The 15,210-nt window shown below is 67.7% G+C and carries 17 protein-coding genes; 8 read left to right on the top strand and 9 right to left on the bottom strand.

Going from position 1 to position 15,210, the window contains the following annotated elements; all coding sequences use genetic code 11:
- Nucleotides 1–242 precede the first annotated feature (242 nt).
- Nucleotides 243–455, top strand: coding sequence for a hypothetical protein (locus tag GLA29479_RS08210; protein ID WP_057918092.1), 213 nt, complete (start codon nt 243–245; stop codon nt 453–455).
- A gap of 43 nt (nt 456–498) precedes the next feature.
- On the opposite strand, the gene crcB is transcribed toward GLA29479_RS08210, so the two are convergent.
- Nucleotides 499–885 (bottom strand): fluoride efflux transporter CrcB, encoded by a 387-nt coding sequence (gene crcB / locus GLA29479_RS08205; RefSeq protein ID WP_211265044.1) that lies wholly within the window; start codon nt 883–885, stop codon nt 499–501.
- 77 nt (nt 886–962) lie between these two features.
- Nucleotides 963–2,261 carry a replication-associated recombination protein A gene (locus GLA29479_RS08200; protein ID WP_144436749.1) on the bottom strand — a complete coding sequence of 433 codons (1,299 nt, stop codon included), beginning with the start codon at nt 2,259–2,261 and terminating at the stop codon, nt 963–965.
- Between the two features lie 359 nt (nt 2,262–2,620).
- Here GLA29479_RS08200 and GLA29479_RS08195 point away from each other — a divergent pair, with 359 nt between their 5' ends.
- Both GLA29479_RS08195 and GLA29479_RS08190 read left to right on the top strand, forming a co-directional pair.
- A complete protein-coding gene (locus tag GLA29479_RS08195; protein ID WP_057971299.1) occupies nt 2,621–3,157 on the top strand; it encodes a glycoside hydrolase family 108 protein in 537 nt (178 codons plus the stop codon).
- Between the two features lie 123 nt (nt 3,158–3,280).
- Nucleotides 3,281–3,757, top strand: a complete 477-nt coding sequence (locus GLA29479_RS08190; protein ID WP_057971298.1) for a GNAT family N-acetyltransferase — start codon at nt 3,281–3,283, stop codon at nt 3,755–3,757.
- 167 nt (nt 3,758–3,924) lie between these two features.
- Here the strand turns inward: GLA29479_RS08190 and GLA29479_RS08185 are convergent, their stop codons facing one another.
- From GLA29479_RS08185 to GLA29479_RS08170, 5 genes are all read right to left on the bottom strand, one after another.
- Nucleotides 3,925–4,917 (bottom strand): hypothetical protein, encoded by a 993-nt coding sequence (locus GLA29479_RS08185; RefSeq protein WP_057971297.1) that lies wholly within the window; start codon nt 4,915–4,917, stop codon nt 3,925–3,927.
- A gap of 387 nt (nt 4,918–5,304) precedes the next feature.
- Nucleotides 5,305–5,937 carry an outer membrane lipoprotein periplasmic chaperone LolA gene (gene lolA / locus GLA29479_RS08180; RefSeq protein WP_057918098.1) on the bottom strand — a complete coding sequence of 211 codons (633 nt, stop codon included), beginning with the start codon at nt 5,935–5,937 and terminating at the stop codon, nt 5,305–5,307.
- A gap of 89 nt (nt 5,938–6,026) precedes the next feature.
- A complete protein-coding gene (locus GLA29479_RS25220; RefSeq protein WP_169795627.1) occupies nt 6,027–6,173 on the bottom strand; it encodes a hypothetical protein in 147 nt (48 codons plus the stop codon).
- A gap of 43 nt (nt 6,174–6,216) precedes the next feature.
- Nucleotides 6,217–8,529, bottom strand: a complete 2,313-nt coding sequence (locus tag GLA29479_RS08175; RefSeq protein WP_057918099.1) for a DNA translocase FtsK — start codon at nt 8,527–8,529, stop codon at nt 6,217–6,219.
- A gap of 362 nt (nt 8,530–8,891) precedes the next feature.
- Complete coding sequence (locus tag GLA29479_RS08170; RefSeq protein ID WP_057918100.1) at nt 8,892–9,962, bottom strand: alanine dehydrogenase; 1,071 nt, start codon at nt 9,960–9,962, stop codon at nt 8,892–8,894.
- 336 nt (nt 9,963–10,298) lie between these two features.
- Here GLA29479_RS08170 and trxB point away from each other — a divergent pair, with 336 nt between their 5' ends.
- The 4 genes from trxB (at nt 10,299) to infA (ending at nt 13,681) form a co-directional block, all read left to right on the top strand.
- The gene (trxB, locus tag GLA29479_RS08165) at nt 10,299–11,252 is read left to right on the top strand and encodes a thioredoxin-disulfide reductase (protein WP_057918101.1); all 954 of its coding nucleotides are present in this window, start codon (nt 10,299–10,301) and stop codon (nt 11,250–11,252) included.
- A gap of 163 nt (nt 11,253–11,415) precedes the next feature.
- Nucleotides 11,416–12,606, top strand: a complete 1,191-nt coding sequence (locus GLA29479_RS08160) for a GNAT family N-acetyltransferase (RefSeq protein ID WP_144436748.1) — start codon at nt 11,416–11,418, stop codon at nt 12,604–12,606.
- Nucleotides 12,603–13,373: a leucyl/phenylalanyl-tRNA--protein transferase gene (gene aat / locus GLA29479_RS08155; protein WP_057971295.1), complete on the top strand. Its 771-nt coding sequence runs from the start codon at nt 12,603–12,605 to the stop codon at nt 13,371–13,373. The genes GLA29479_RS08160 and aat overlap by 4 nt, the downstream gene beginning before the upstream one ends.
- Nucleotides 13,374–13,462: 89 nt before the next feature.
- Complete coding sequence (infA, locus tag GLA29479_RS08150; protein ID WP_031372296.1) at nt 13,463–13,681, top strand: translation initiation factor IF-1; 219 nt, start codon at nt 13,463–13,465, stop codon at nt 13,679–13,681.
- A gap of 174 nt (nt 13,682–13,855) precedes the next feature.
- On the opposite strand, the gene GLA29479_RS08145 is transcribed toward infA, so the two are convergent.
- Together GLA29479_RS08145 and GLA29479_RS08140 are read right to left on the bottom strand one after the other, a co-directional pair.
- Nucleotides 13,856–14,062, bottom strand: coding sequence for a hypothetical protein (locus GLA29479_RS08145; RefSeq protein ID WP_057918104.1), 207 nt, complete (start codon nt 14,060–14,062; stop codon nt 13,856–13,858).
- 120 nt (nt 14,063–14,182) lie between these two features.
- A complete protein-coding gene (locus GLA29479_RS08140; protein ID WP_057918105.1) occupies nt 14,183–14,374 on the bottom strand; it encodes a hypothetical protein in 192 nt (63 codons plus the stop codon).
- A 472-nt stretch (nt 14,375–14,846) separates the two neighbouring features.
- Here GLA29479_RS08140 and GLA29479_RS08135 point away from each other — a divergent pair, with 472 nt between their 5' ends.
- Nucleotides 14,847–15,197 carry a DUF6491 family protein gene (locus tag GLA29479_RS08135; protein WP_057918106.1) on the top strand — a complete coding sequence of 117 codons (351 nt, stop codon included), beginning with the start codon at nt 14,847–14,849 and terminating at the stop codon, nt 15,195–15,197.
- The last annotated feature ends 13 nt before the right edge of the window (nt 15,198–15,210 follow it).

The following is a 15,210-nucleotide window of genomic DNA, read 5'->3' as shown; positions in this document are numbered from 1 at the left end:
CAATGCCGCCGCGACACCGGGCGGCCCCCGCCCGGTCCTCGGTAAAGACAACTTTCGGGTGCACCGGTGCCTGTCAAAGCTGTCATCACGTCCGATCCCATATCGTGATCGCCGGCACATACAAGCCATACGTGCCGGGTGCAGAGAGGGGAAGTGCTTTGTTCAAGGTGTCATTGCGCGAACACGCTCTGTTGAGCGTTCTAGTTGGGTTGCAACGCGGGGTGCAACCGGAAACCAGCCACATGAAACATGCATTGATCGAGGATGGGCTGGCTCTGAGCCACGACGGCCGCCTGATCCTGTCGAATGCCGGCATGACCTTGTTGCAGGCGCTGCAGCACATGGTCTGGGCCGAGGTCGAATCCCTGCAGCAGGTCCTGGCCAACAAGGTGTCCGCACCGAGCGACGATGTGCTGCGCATGTCGCGTCGTCCGGTCCCGCCGCCCATCGAGTGAATGGCGGGCCGCCGCTCCGCCGGCGCGGCTCGGCCAGCACGACTCAGCCAGCGCGCCCCCAAGCCTGCACGCTGGCGATGCCGGCCGCGGTCATCGCGAACGAGCCCAACATATGCAGCGCGGCCACGCCGAAGGCCCAGCCGAATTGCTGGCGCCCCAGCAAGTGCACGACTTCGGCCGAGAAGGTCGAGAAGGTGGTCAGCCCGCCGAGCAGGCCGGTGATGACGAACAAGCGCCACTCCGGCGCGATCGCGGGGTGTTGCGAAAACCAGGCCACGGCCAGGCCGATGCCGTAGCCGCCGATCAGGTTCGCCGCCAGGGTGCCCAGCGGCAGGCTGGCATGGCTCGGATTGAGCCACAGGCCCAGGCCCCAGCGCGCCCAGGCGCCGATCGCGGCGCCGAGGCCGATTGCAAAGAACGAAGCCAACACCGTGTGCGATCTCCCTGTTGTCCGTGCCCGTCACCGCTGCCGGCCTGATCCGCCGCGTCCGAGTATGCCCTCGCCGGTCAGCCGCCCTCGCCTTCGCCCTGCCCGTCGCCCTCGCCGCGCGCCTGCGAACGCAGCGCGCGCAGACGCGCGAGTTTCTCGCCGAGCTTGATCTCCAGGCCGCGCGCGACCGGCTCGTAATACACCCGCTCGCCCATCGCCTCGGGAAAGCCGGTCTGGTCGAGGGCGATGCCGCCGGCCGCGTCGTGGTCGTACTGATAGCCCTTGGCGTAGCCCAGGCGTTCCATCAGCTTGGTCGGCGCATTGCGCAGGTGCATCGGCACGTCCTGGGTGCCGTACTGGCCGACGTCGCTCTTGGCCGCGTTGAAGGCCGCATAGGCCGCGTTCGATTTGGCCGTGCTCGCCAGGTAGATCACCACCTGGGCCAGGGCCAGATCGCCTTCCGGGCTGCCGAGCCGGTCGTAGGTGTCCCAGGCATCGACCGCCATCTGCTGGGCGCGCGGATCGGCCAGGCCGATGTCCTCGACCGCCATGCGCACGATCCGGCGCGCCAGGTAATGCGGGTCGCAGCCGCCGTCGAGCATGCGCGCGAACCAGTACAGCGCCGCATCCGGGTTGGAGCTGCGCACGGACTTGTGCAACGCCGAGATCTGGTCGTAGAACTGGTCGCCGCCCTTGTCGAAGCGGCGCGTGCGGTCGGCCAGCACCTGGGCCAGGGTGGCCTCGGTGATCAGGCCGTCTTCGTCCTGCGACAGCTCGGCGGCGATCTCCAGCAGGGTCAGGGCGCGGCGCACGTCGCCGTCGGCGGCGGTGGCGATCTGCAGCAGCAGTTCGTCGCCGACCTGGATCGACTGCCCGCCCAGGCCGCGTTCCTCGTCCTCGAGCGCACGGCGCAGGGTCTGGCGGATGTCCTCCGGCGAGACCGATTCCATCACGTGCACGCGGCAGCGCGACAGCAAGGCCGAGTTGAGCTCGAACGAGGGGTTTTCGGTGGTGGCGCCGACGAACAGGATGGTGCCGCGCTCGATGTGCGGCAGGAACGCGTCCTGCTGGTTCTTGTTGAAGCGGTGCACCTCGTCGACGAACAGCACGGTGCGGCGGCCGTCGGCGAAACGGTGGGCGGCCTCGGCCAGCACCTGGCGCACTTCCGGCAGGCCCGACAGCACCGCCGAGATCGCCTTGAACTCGGCATCGGCATAGCGCGCCAGCAGCAGCGCCAAGGTGGTCTTGCCGCAGCCCGGCGGCCCCCACAGGATCATCGAATGCACGCGTCCGGACTCGACCGCGCGGCGCAGCGCCGAACCCGGCGCGAGCAGACGGCGCTGGCCGACCATTTCGTCGAGCGCGCGCGGACGCATGCGTTCGGCGAGCGGGCGCAGGCCGTCGCGATCCACGCTCAACAGGTCGCGATCGTTAGCGGAGGAAGAGGCGTTGCGGCGGGCCACGGGGCGAACGGGTTCCGGTGTCGGGCGGTCCGACACGATAGCAAGATCGCGCCGGCGGCGAGCCGCGCCTGGGCGCAAGCCCTTGATCCAGCGGGATAACGCAAACCGCGTGCGGGCCGGAAATCGAGCGTAGCGGCAAGCACGCCGGCGAGTGAGTAGGATCCGCGACCGGGTCTGCGCACGCAGGCCCGCTCACAGCCCCGCCCCGGCGACGTTCTTGTTCACGTACCCGGTACGCCGGAACTCCATCCACCTATACAGCGAGCATCGCGATGGCGGATTTCAACGCGTTTTTCCCGCAACTGCTGAAGTTCGAGGGCGGCTACGTCGACGACCCGGCCGACCCGGGCGGCGCGACCAACAAGGGCATCACCCTGGCGACCTTCCAGGCGCATGCGCAGGCCTTGCTCGGCATCGCGCCCACTCTCGACAACCTCAAGGCGCTGAGCAACGGCCAGGCGGCGATCCTCTACAAGACCCTGTACTGGGACCCGCTCCAATGCGACGCGATCGGCCTGCAGTGCCTGGCCGAGGACCTGTTCGATTTCCAGGTCAACGCCGGCTTCCATGCGGTGCTGCTGGTGCAGACCCTGCTCGGCCCACCAGTGGTGGCCGACGGCCGTTTCGGCCCGGACACGGCCGCGGCACTGCAGGCCGCCGATCAGGCCGCGCTGTACCCGCACTATCGCCAGGGCCGCATCGACTATTACCGCAATCTGGCCGCCGCGCATCCGGTACTGCAGCGCTTCCTGGCCGGCTGGCTGGCGCGCGCGGAGTGGTTCCCGGAGCAGGCGCCGGCCGCGGGCTGAGGCCGTACGAAACATCGCGTTAAGGACCGACAGCGCGATTCCTGTCGATGCATGGCCGCAGCACAATGATCGGCCCATCGGCATCGGAAATCCGGCGCTGCCAGGCAGCGCCGCGACACGTCAATGACCCAAACCCCGCTTCGCATCCGCCCGGCACGCGCAGACGACCGCGCCGCCGTGCTGGCCCTGCTCGAGGAAACCTTCGTCGACACCTGGCGCCCGCAACTCAGCGCCGAGGCGATCGCCGCTTATCGCAACGGCGGCGGCACCGAACGCTTCGTCGATGCGCACCTGGGCCGCTTCGTGATCGCCGAGCTCGATGGTCGCGTGGCCGGCTTCGCCCACCGCGATGGCGGTTTCGTCGGGGCTGTGCACGTGACCGCCTCGGCGCGACGGCACGGCGTGGCCACACAGCTGATGGCGACGCTGGAAACGGCGATGCGCGAAGACGGCGTCGCGACCGCAAGCCTGGAAACCGACACCTTCAATACCGGCAGTCAGGCCTTGTACCTGGCCTTGGGCTATCGCGAAACGGCGCGTTATCCCGACGAGGAATGGAACAGCGGCCTGACCACGATCCGTTACGAAAAGCCGCTGTAACTGCGCTACTGCCGAGCGCGACACGACTCGGCGAAGCTCGCGCCCTGCTCACCCGCTCCGGCCGCCGCGGCGAACAAAAACGCGAGTCCGCCGGGCTCGCGTTGGCGGCCGCCGACCGCGGCCACCGGGACGATCCGCAGCGGGATCGCATCAACCCGCCCGGGCGCTTACCACTGTGCCCACGACGAGGCCGGGACGTGCTGCTCGGCGTGCGCGATGACCGCCGCCACCGAGGTCAGGTGCCCCACCGCCACCAGCCGGCGCGCGGTATGCCACTCGGTGCCGACGATCTCGGTCGAGAAATCGTCGTCGCCGAGCATCGCCATCAGCCCGAGTTCGTAAGGCGCGCCCTGGCGGCGACTGGCGTAGACGAGCGTCGGCTCGTGCGAATAGAACGCCATGCAGGTGCCCTGGTTCGGCTGCTCGACCATGTCGGGGCGATCGCACAGCGCGATGGCGTGCGCGCTCTGGAAGAAGTTCTCGTTCCACGGCCATTGCCTGATGTCGTGGCTGAGGGCCGACGACGCCTGGAAGCGCTGGAACTGCGAACCGTTGAGGCTGTAATAGGCGTAACGCAGGAAATTGGCGTCGACGAAGGCGACCGGCAGTTCCGACAATGCCTTGACCGGATTCTGCGCACCGGAGAAGTCCTTGCGGATCGACATGTCCAGCATCATGGCTTCGCGCGGCATGGCGAAGCCGTCGCCGAGGGTGACGCCGAAGGCCATGTCGTAGGGCGCGACCTGCGCCGGACGGCCCCGGCAGCTGCCGGAGAGGCCCGGCTCGTCGTACAGCAACGGATCGATGCCGAGCAGGATGCCGTGGCTGGCCGGGGTGCCGAGCTGGGCGCCGCTCCAGTTCGGGATCGAACCGGTCAGCAGCGAGGCATGGCCGTTGCAGTCGCCGCCCTGGGTGGGGTTGTACTCGTTGCCCTCCCTGCTGCGCGTGGTCATCTGGAAGTCGGCGCCGACGTTGTCGTGCGGCACGGCCAGGCGGCCGGCGATCCACAGGCCGGTGATCATCGGCGAGCGCTCCTGGAACGGCGCAACTTTTTCGTTGAGCCGGATGCGGATGATGCCGTTGTCCTTCTCCAAGGTCTGGTCCTGGGCGGCCGCCATCGTCGGCAGCAACAAGGCGATCAATAACGATAGACGCTTCATGCGGTCGTACTCCAGTCGGGTCGCTGGCGGGGAAACGCGCGCATGCGGCCAGCTTCGCTCCTGCGCCGGCCTCGCCTCGGTCCGGGCGAAGCGCGGCGAGCATGCCACCGCGATCGCGCCGGGGCATGCAGCGCCTTGGTTCGTGCTGTGACGCCGCGCAGCATGCAACGCGGCACGGCTGCGGACCGAGCCGACGAATAACGCGACGCATCGCGACGATGCGCTGCGACGCGACTCACAAACACGAGCCCGCGACGCAAACGCAGTTGATCGATGTCACTCTTCGCGACATCGGCGCCCGCAAAGCTGCGCACAAACGAAAAACGCGAGCCCGTCGGGGCTCGCGTTTCGATCCTTGCGCGTCGCGGCCGTGCCGCGGAATGTCGCTCAGCCTTCGCCGATCACGTCCACGCCCTTGGCCGGCGCGTACTTGAACGTGGTCGCCGGGAAGCTCGGGTTACGCTTCCAGCCGCTGAAGCTGATCTCGGTCTTCTGGCCCAGCGCGTCGACGATTTCCATCTTCGCCAGGCCGCTGGCGTTGAAGCCGAGCTTGGCGCTGCGGAAGCTGGCGTCGTTCTCGGTCTTGGGTTGCAGCGACAGCCAGTTGAGGCCGCCGTTGCTGCCGTTGTCCTTGACCACGAACATCGCATCCAGACGGGTCGGGTCGATCAGCGCGGCGAGCGGGCTGTTCTGTTCCTCGGCGCCCTGCGGACGCACCGTGACCTGCTTGAGGTCGGGTTCAAAGACCCAGACCTTCTTGCCGTCGGCGACGATCAACTGCGGGTACGGCTTGACGTATTCCCAACGGAACAGGCGCGGCGCCGACAGCGCCACCTGGCCCTGCGAGGTTTCCTTGAGCTTGCCGTTGGCGTCGTAGACCTGCTGGGCGAACTGGCCGTCGAGGCCCTTGAGGCCGCGGGTGAAGGCGCCCAGGTCGTCGCGCGCGCCGGCGAAGGCGCTGGCCGAGAACAGTACGGCGGCGATCGCGCCGGCCGCGGCGAATTTGACGGTACGAATCATGGGAATACTCCAGAACGCTTGCGCAGAGTCTGACAACAAAAAACTGAACGGGCACGCGCCAGGGCTGGCCGGGCGCTTCATCGGTTCAGCTAAGGCGGCGCCTCCGTGAGGCCTTCGATAAAGCCGATCAGGCCCGCCTGCAGCACCGGCTCGACCGCCAACGCCAGCAGCAGCGCGGCCAGCCACCACAGCATCGCCGGCCGGCGGGCGACGAACGTCCGCATACGGGCCAGCAAGGATCCGCCATTCATCCGCAAGCCCGCATGAGGTCGAAGCGCCCTACTTCGGCGGCGGCGGCGCCAGCACGCTGCGGTCGCCGTTGTGCTCGGGCGGGGTGACGATGCCGGCCGCTTCCATCGCCTCGATCAGGCGCGCGGCGCGGTTGTAGCCGATCTTGAGCCGGCGTTGCACGCCCGAGATCGAGGCGCGGCGGGTCTCGGTGACGATGCGCACGGCCTCGTCGTAGAGCGGATCGGATTCGTCGCCGCCGGCGTTGGCGGTTTCCGGCAGGCCGGTCGCACCGACCACGGTGCCATCGCCCATCGTCTGCACTTCGTCGAGCACGCCCTCGATGTAATCCGGGCGGCCGCCGACCTGCTTGAGGTGTTCGACCACGCGGTGCACTTCCTCGTCGGAGACGAAGGCGCCGTGCACGCGCTCGGGCATCGCGGTGCCGGGCGGCAGATACAGCATGTCGCCGTGACCGAGCAGGGTCTCGGCGCCGGACTGATCCAGGATCGTGCGCGAGTCGATCTTGCTCGACACCTGGAAGGCGATGCGGGTCGGGATGTTGGCCTTGATCAGGCCGGTGATGACGTCGACCGACGGGCGCTGGGTGGCGAGGATCAGGTGGATGCCGGCGGCGCGCGCTTTCTGCGCCAGGCGGGCGATGAGCTCTTCGACCTTCTTGCCGACGATCATCATCATGTCGGCGAATTCGTCGATGAAGATGACGATGAAGGGCAAGGTTTCCAACTGGCGCGGCGCTTCGTCGAGCTCCGGGTTGGGCTTGAACAGCGGGTCCATCATCGGCTGGCCCGCTTCCTCGGCGTCGCGGACCTTCTTGTTGAAGCCGGCCAGGTTGCGCACGCCGACCATCGACATCAGCTTGTAGCGGCGCTCCATCTCGGCCACGCACCAGCGCAGGCCGTTGGCGGCTTCCTTCATGTCGGTGACGACCGGCGCGAGCAGATGCGGGATGCCCTCGTAGACCGAGAGTTCGAGCATCTTCGGGTCGATCATCAGCATCCGCAGTTCTTTCGCGGAGGCCTTGTAGAGCAGGCTCAGCACCATCGCGTTGACCGCGACCGACTTACCCGAACCGGTGGTGCCGGCGACCAACAGATGCGGCATGCGCGCCAGGTCGGCCACGGTCGGGCGGCCGGCGATGTCCTTGCCCAGGGCCAAGGTCAGCGGGCTGCCGGACTTGTCGTATTCCTTCGAACGCAGCAGCTCGGACAGGTAGATCATCTCGCGGCTGGTGTTCGGCGTTTCCAGGCCGATCACCGACTTGCCGGGGATCACGTCGACCACGCGCACCGACTTGACCGACAGGCCGCGGGCGATGTCCTTGTCGAGCGAGCTGATCTGGCTGACCTTGACGCCGGGGGCCGGCTGCACCTCGAAACGGGTGATGACCGGGCCCGGGTACGCGCCCATGACCTGAGCGTCGATACGGAAGTCCTTAAGCTTGAACTCGATCTGCCGCGACAGGGTTTCCAGGGTCTCTTCGCTGTAGCCCTTGGGCTGCGGCTTGGGATCGTCTAGCAGGGCCAGCGGCGGCAAGCCGCTGCCGTCGCCGGTGTTGAACAGCGGGATCTGGGTTTCGCGCTTGGCGCGTTCGCTCTTCTCCACCACCGGTGCCGGCGGCGGTTCGATCCGCACCTTCTCGCGCTTGGAGCGCAGCTCGGTGTCGACCTTGCGCACTTCCTCGCGCTCTTCGCGCATGACCTGGGCCTGGCGCCATTCGGTCGCCTGCTGGCTGCCGCGGCGGAACAGCTTGCTCAGGCTCGGGCCCAAGGCCATCGTCCACTGGCCGAGCTTGTCCATGACCGCGAACCAGGAGATGCCGGTGGCCAGGGTCACCGAAATCAGCAGCAGCGCGAGCAGGAACAGATTGCCGCCGACCGGGCCGAAACCGGAGTACAGCGAACGCCCGACCAACTGGCCGAGGATGCCGCCGCTGCCGGCGGAGAAATCTTCGGCCGGGCCGAAACGCAGTTGCAGCAGGCCGGTCGCCGAGACCAGGAAACCAACGATGCCGATCAGGCGCAGCGCCGGGCCGAGGTCGGCTTCGCCGTCGCCGTCGGTATCCATGCCGAACAGCGCGATCCAGGCGATCGCGCCGAGCATGATCGGCAGCAGGAAGGCGACATAACCGCACAGGTAGAGCAGCACGTCGGCGGTCCAGGCACCGACGCGGCCGCCGACGTTGTGCAGCGGCGCGGTGATCGAGCCCGAATGCGACCAACCCGGATCGGCCGGCGAAAACGTCACCAGGCTCGCCAGCAGATACAGCAGCAGCGGCGCGATCACGATCAGCGAGATGTCGCGCATGAGGCGCTGTCGCTTCGGCGACGGCGGGGTTTTCACCGCTTCGGTTGGCTTGGCCTTCTTGCGACTGGCTGTGGGAGCTTGCGCCACCGTGATGTGCTGCCTTAGGTTGATACTGTTAGTTGTTGAATATACAGCCGAATCGCGCGAAGTGGAAAGAAACAGGCTGGCGGCCCGCCCAAGCGCCGCCCCGCCCATCCCCGCGACATCGCCGCGGCATCTCCGTGGGACGGCGCGAATCCGGCGCCCCTTACGAGAAACGGGGCGGCCGGCGCGACGGTAGCACCGAGATCGGCCACCGCCCCACCTTACCGCCCCGCTCCTCCAGCGCAAACCGTCCGGACCCGGCGAGCGCGATCGCGTCGCCCCGCCTGGCCGGCCGGTCCCGGCCGTGGTTTCGCTTACAGCTTCATGCCCTGCAGGGCCGGATGGATCAGCTTGCCGGCCTCGACGTTGATGCCGCGCACCAGCGCCGGGTTGTTGCGCCACTCGTCGCCGGCGGCCAGCTTGTTGACCCACGGCAGGATCGCCGCGCAGATCGCCTGCGAGGAGGTCTGCGGCACGGCGCCCGGCATGTTGGTCACGCAGAAGTGGGTCACGCCCTCTTCGACGTAGGTCGGCTCCTTCCAGGTGGTCGGACGCGAGGTCTCGAAGCAGCCGCCCTGATCGATCGAGATGTCGACCACCACGCTGCCGTCTTCCATGCCCTTGAGCATTTCGCGGGTCAGCACGTGCGGCGCGCGCGCGCCGGTCACCAGCACCGCGCCGATCACCAGGTCGGCCGAGGCCACTTCGCGGGCGACCACGTCGACATAGGGGAACAACGCGGTGACGTTGTTGCCCAGGCGCATCATCTGGTCCATGCGGTCCTGGCGCATTTCGAACACGGTGACGTTGGAGCCGCCGGCCGCGGCCAGCGCCGCCGACGCGCCGCCGGCCTGGCCGGCGCCGAACACCACCACCTTGCCGCGCTCGGTCGACGGCAGGCCGCCGAGCAGCTTGCCCTTGCCGCTCATGGGCTGGTGCAGCAGGTGGGTACCGACCTGGACGCCGATCTTGCCGGCGATGATCGACATCGGCGCCAGCAGCGGCAGGTCGCCGTTGGGCAGCTCGACGGTCTCGAAGGCGATGCCGGTCAGGCCGATGTCGAGCAGTTGCTTGGTCAGCACCGGCTCGGCGGCCAGGTGCAGGTAGCAGAACAGCAGGTGATCCTTGCGCAGATGCTGCAGGTCGCCGGCGATCGGCTCCTTGACCTTGACGATCAGTTCGCCCTTTTCGTACAGCGCCGCCGCGTCCGGGGCGATCTTCACGCCCAGGCGGGTGTAGTCGGCGTCCTTGAACCCGCTCTTGATGCCCGCGTCCTGTTCCAGCCAGACCTCGTGGCCGCGCTTGACCAGATCGCCCGCCGCGGCGGGAACGAGCGCGACGCGCCCTTCGAGGGTCTTGGTTTCCTTCGGTACGCCGATACGCATTGCTGTCTCCAGTGCGGCCCAGAAAAAACGCCGCATGCGCGGCGCCCCAAGCCTGATTGTCTAAGTTGTCGTGTGGTGTCGGAACGGTTGCGGTGGTACGTGGGGCTGACGCAAGTGTTCGTGGCTATTCCGGTGTGCGATTAGATAGGGCGCCATGGTGGCCAGCAAGATGAGACTGGTGGCACGCAACGTTGCGTCCGTACGACACGCCTTGTTTTGCCGGGACGCCGCCTCCAAGCTATGCCCTGCTCCTGAAACTTCAACACGCCGGCGTATGGCTGGAATGTCGAGTTTCATTCTGCGCAGAGCGCGCTCCCAACTGCCGCGATTATATACATGACCCCTTCCAAGCACTCCCGTGTCGTCATTCTCGGTTCCGGCCCCGCCGGCTGGACTGCCGCCGTCTACGCCGCTCGCGCGAACCTGAAGCCGCTGGTGATCACGGGCCTGCAAATGGGCGGTCAGCTCATGACCACGACCGAAGTCGACAACTGGCCCGGCGACGCGCACGGCCTGATGGGCCCGGATCTGATGACGCGCATGCAGGCGCACGCTGAACGCTTCGATACCGAAGTCGTGTTCGATCACATCCACACCGCCGATCTGTCCAAGCGTCCGTTCCGGCTCAAGGGCGACAACGGCGACTACACCGCCGATGCCCTGATCATCGCCACCGGCGCGACCGCCAAGTACCTCGGCCTGCCGTCGGAAGACGCCTTCAAGGGCCGCGGCGTGTCGGCCTGCGCGACCTGCGACGGTTTCTTCTACAAGGACCAGGACGTGGCGGTGATCGGCGGCGGCAACACCGCGGTCGAGGAAGCGCTGTATCTGTCCAACATCGCGCGCAAGGTCTACCTGGTGCATCGCCGCGACACCCTGCGCGCCGAGAAGATCATGCAGGACAAGCTGCAGGCCAAGATCCAGGCCGGCAAGATCGAACCGGTGTGGCACCACACCGTCGACGAAGTGCTCGGCAACGACGTCGGCGTGACCGGCCTGCGGGTGAAGTCGGTGCAGGACGGTTCGACCCGCGATCTGACCATCCATGGCCTCTTCATCGCCATCGGCCACACCCCGAACACGACCCTGTTCGAAGGCCAGCTCGAGATGAAGAACGGCTACCTGACGATCCAGACCGGCCTCGACGGCAACGCCACCCAGACCTCGGTGCCGGGCGTGTTCGCCGCCGGCGACGTCGCCGACCAGGTTTATCGCCAGGCCATCACCTCGGCCGGTTTCGGCTGTATGGCCGCCCTCGACGCCGAGAAGTTCCTCGACAAGGACGCCTGATGCCGCGGCCTCGCGGATCGATGCGAATCGGCCGCGAACCCGGCGCCCGCCTGCGGGCGTCGCCCCTCGACGCCCGTGCAAGGCCTCCGCGCCCGCAGCTCCGTTCGCAGCGCGGGCCCCTCGATAGCGACTCGCACCGCCCGTGACCGCAAGCACCGATGCTCTGTCGATCCGGCTGCTCGCCTCGCTGTCCGAGGTCGCGCCCGCGCAATGGAATGCGCTGCACGACGGCCGCAATCCCTTCGTCGCCCATGCCTTCCTGTCCGGTCTCGAACAACAGGGCTGCCTGCGCGAGGAATGGGGCTGGGCCCCGCACCACCTGAGCGTGTGGGACGGCGACGAACTGATCGCGGCCATGCCGGCCTACCTCAAGCAGAACTCGCACGGCGAGTTCGTGTTCGATCACGCCTGGGCCCACGCTTATGCCCAGCACGGCCGCGACTACTTCCCGAAATGGCTGGCCGCCGTGCCGTACTCGCCGGTGACCGGGCCGCGCCTGCTCGCGCGCGACGATGCGCAGCGGCCGTTGCTGCTGTCGGCGATGGCGCAGTTGTGCGAGCGCCAGGGCCTGTCGTCGGCGCACTTGAATTTCCACGAGGCCGGCGAAGAGGCCGCGTTCGAGCACGAGGCCTGCGGCGGCGACTGGCTGCAGCGCATCGATGTGCAGTACCACTGGCGCAACGACGCCGATGCGCAGGGCCGGCGCTGGCGGGATTTCGACCAGTTCCTGGCCGCGTTCGACCATAAGCACCGCAAGAACATTCGCCAGGAGCGCGCCAAGGTCGCCCGCGCCGGGGTGAGCTTCCGCATCGTCGAAGGCAGCGACGCCAGCGACACCGACCTGGCGACGATGCACCGATTCTACCTGACCACCTTCGCCGAATACGGCAACCACCCGGCGCTGACCCTGGACTTCCTGCGCCATCTGGCGCGGAGCATGCCGCAGTCGCTGGTGATCTTCCTGGCCGAGCGCGAGGGCGAGGCGATCGCCGGGGCGCTGTGCCTGCGCGGCGGCGACACCTTGTACGGCCGCTACTGGGGCGCGGAGGTCAGCCTGCCCGGGCTGCATTTCGAGACCTGTTACTACCAGGGCATCGATTACTGCCTGCGCGAGGGCCTGACCCGCTTCGAGCCCGGCGCCCAGGGCGAGCACAAGCTCGCGCGCGGCTTCCTGCCGAGCTTCGTGCGCAGCCGCCACTGGATCGCCGACCCCGGCTTCCGCGGCGCCCTGCGGCCCTGGTGCCGCGACGAGGCGGCCTCGGTGCGGCAGTACGCGCGCACCCTGGCCCTGCACACACCGTTCAAAGCGGTCGAAGCGCAGACTCAGGGGATCGCCACGGAGCCGGGCCCATGAGCCAGCCGCCGATCCTGCTCTCGCCCGACCCCGACGCGCCCTTTCCGCCGCCCGAACGCGCCCTGCGCCAGCCCGACGGCCTGCTCGCGATGGGCGGCGACCTGAGCCCGGGCCGGCTGCTCAATGCCTACCGCCACGGCGTGTTTCCATGGCCGTCGGAAGGCTATCCGCTGCTGTGGTGGTGCCCGGACCCGCGCACCGTGTTCCGCACCGACCGCGTGCGTTTGCCGTCGAAATTCCGCCGCGGCCTGCGCCAGTGCGACTGGACGGTGCGCGCCGACACCGCCTTCGCCGAGGTCATCGCCGCCTGCGCGCGGGCGCCCCGCCCGCACCAGGACGGCACCTGGATCACCGAGGACATGCTCGCCGCCTACCAGCGCCTGCACGAGCTCGGCCACGCCCATTCGGTCGAGGTCTACGACGGCAAGCGCCTGGCCGGCGGCATCTACGGGGTCGCGATCGGGCGCATGTTCTTCGGAGAAAGCATGTTCAGTGCCCGCTCGGGCGGCTCCAAGGTCGCACTGGCGGCACTGGCGAGACGTTTGCACGAATGGGGCTGGCCGCTGCTCGACGGCCAGGTCGAGAACCCGCACCTGCTCAGCCTGGGCGCCGAGTCGATGCCGCGCGCGGCCTTCCTGGCCGAGGTCGCCGCTCTGACCGCGCTGCCGGAGCCGGCCGGGCCCTGGACCGAGCGCTTCGGCGATTGGCCGGCTTCGCGACTGGCGGACCGCGAGGCCGGTTCCAGTCCCAGCGGCCGGCGCGATTAACGGATTTTTGCTACCCAGCCGCCGGCGTGGCAGAATGTGCGGCTTCGCGGGCGCGCGACGCCCGCTTCTCGCGACTCCCTAGGAAACACATGGCAAAAGATGACGTGATCGAATTCGAGGGCACGGTGGCGGAAACTCTTCCGAACACCATGTTCCGCGTGCGTCTCGAAAACGGGCACGAGATCATTGCCCATATCTCGGGTCGCATGCGCAAGAACTACATTCGTATCCTGACCGGCGACAAGGTCAAGGTCGAAATGACGCCCTACGATCTCACCAAGGGTCGCATCACCTACCGCATGAAGTAATTGCGGTAAGTTATTGAAAAAAGGCGGCGTTAGCCGCCTTTTTCATGCCTCGGATTTGCCGGCCAGGCTCACAGGCGCCCCAGGCCGCTCATGCGGCCGTGGCGGCCTGCACTGCGCTCCGCCCATGGCGAGCGCTTGGCCTGTCAGCGGGCCGCCGTCCCCGCCGGGCGGAACTCAGAACGGCGGCGCCGGGCAGCCGTAGCGCGCCAGGCACTCGGTGACCTTGTACTCGCAATAGCCCGGGTCGCTGCCGACCTCGATGCACTTGTTGTAGGTGCGCCAGCAGGCGTCGCAGGGATCGGCCGCGGTCGCGGTCAGCGATGCGGCGCTGGCGAACGCGAAGGCGGCCATCGCGGCCAGCGAAAAACCACGCAGTTTCATGGGTGAACTCCTTTCCTTGGGTGGGATGAAACGACGGTCTTGGCGCCGGCTCGCAGCCTCGCGGGCATGGCGATCGCTGCCGCTGCGGCCGGCGTGTGGCAAAGACGAACAGCGGACCGACTATTCCAGCGGACAGCCGGCCTGGATCAGGCAACGGCTGAATTCGGATTCGCACTCGGCGGCGGGATCGAGCTGGCAGGCCTGGTAAGCGTTGCGGCAGACCTGACACGGCCCCGGCCAGACGCCGGCGACGGCCGAAGAGCAGAAGACCACAGCGGCGACGGCCGCGAGCGCGAACTTGCGAAACTTCATACGGACACTCCTTCCTTGAGTCGACGAAAGACCTCGTCGGCGCTCGCCGTCCATGGGCGTTTGCTGCGAATCCCGGGCAACTGCGGTGACGGACGACGCGACGACGTGCGTGTACTGCAACCTGCCGATGCGGCATGCCGACGCTAGCATCGGCTGCGCGCGCCGATCGAGCTGCACTGCGACAATTGCGCGTCGCCGCCTCACAGAACGCGACGCGCTCGGCTGCGTCCCCTGCGATGCGGCCGGGCACGGCGCAAGCCCGCGCAGCCCACGCAGATCTCGTCATCGCCGTTGCCGCGCACGGGCGCAGAAAGAAACCACAACCCTCTGTAGATGCACAAAGCGGCGAAACGGTTTATGCCAAACGTCATGCCGTGACGAAGGTCACAACGACTTCTTCCAGATTCGCATGCGGCGCGACGCGACTAACGTTGCCTCAGCTCAATCCGAGCTCGCTCAATAGGACGCCCCCATGTTGCCGCTATCAAGGACCGCTCTGGCCACCCTGCTCTGTCTTTCCGCGAGTGTCGCGTTCGCGGATCCGATCGACGCCTGCGTCGATCTCAGCGCCGAGGCCCAGTTGTCGCGTGTCGGAGAGAAGGCCGTCCTGGTCAAGGATGCCGACAATTACTACCGATTGAACGTACGCAAGGGTTGCTACGACCTCAGCTTCACCCCGAAGCTCGTGGTCAGCGCCGAGAAGACCAAGGGCCGCATCTGCCCGAGCGGCACCCGGGTCAAGACTCAGCGCGATTTCTGCGACATCGAATCGGTCGAAAAGATCGACGAGACCGCGTTCAAGGGTTATCGCCGCGCGCGTTGATCGACGCCCCGCA

The organism is Lysobacter antibioticus (assembly GCF_001442535.1).
GTDB lineage: Bacteria > Pseudomonadota > Gammaproteobacteria > Xanthomonadales > Xanthomonadaceae > Lysobacter > Lysobacter antibioticus.
This window is presented reverse-complemented; position numbering and strand designations above follow the sequence as displayed.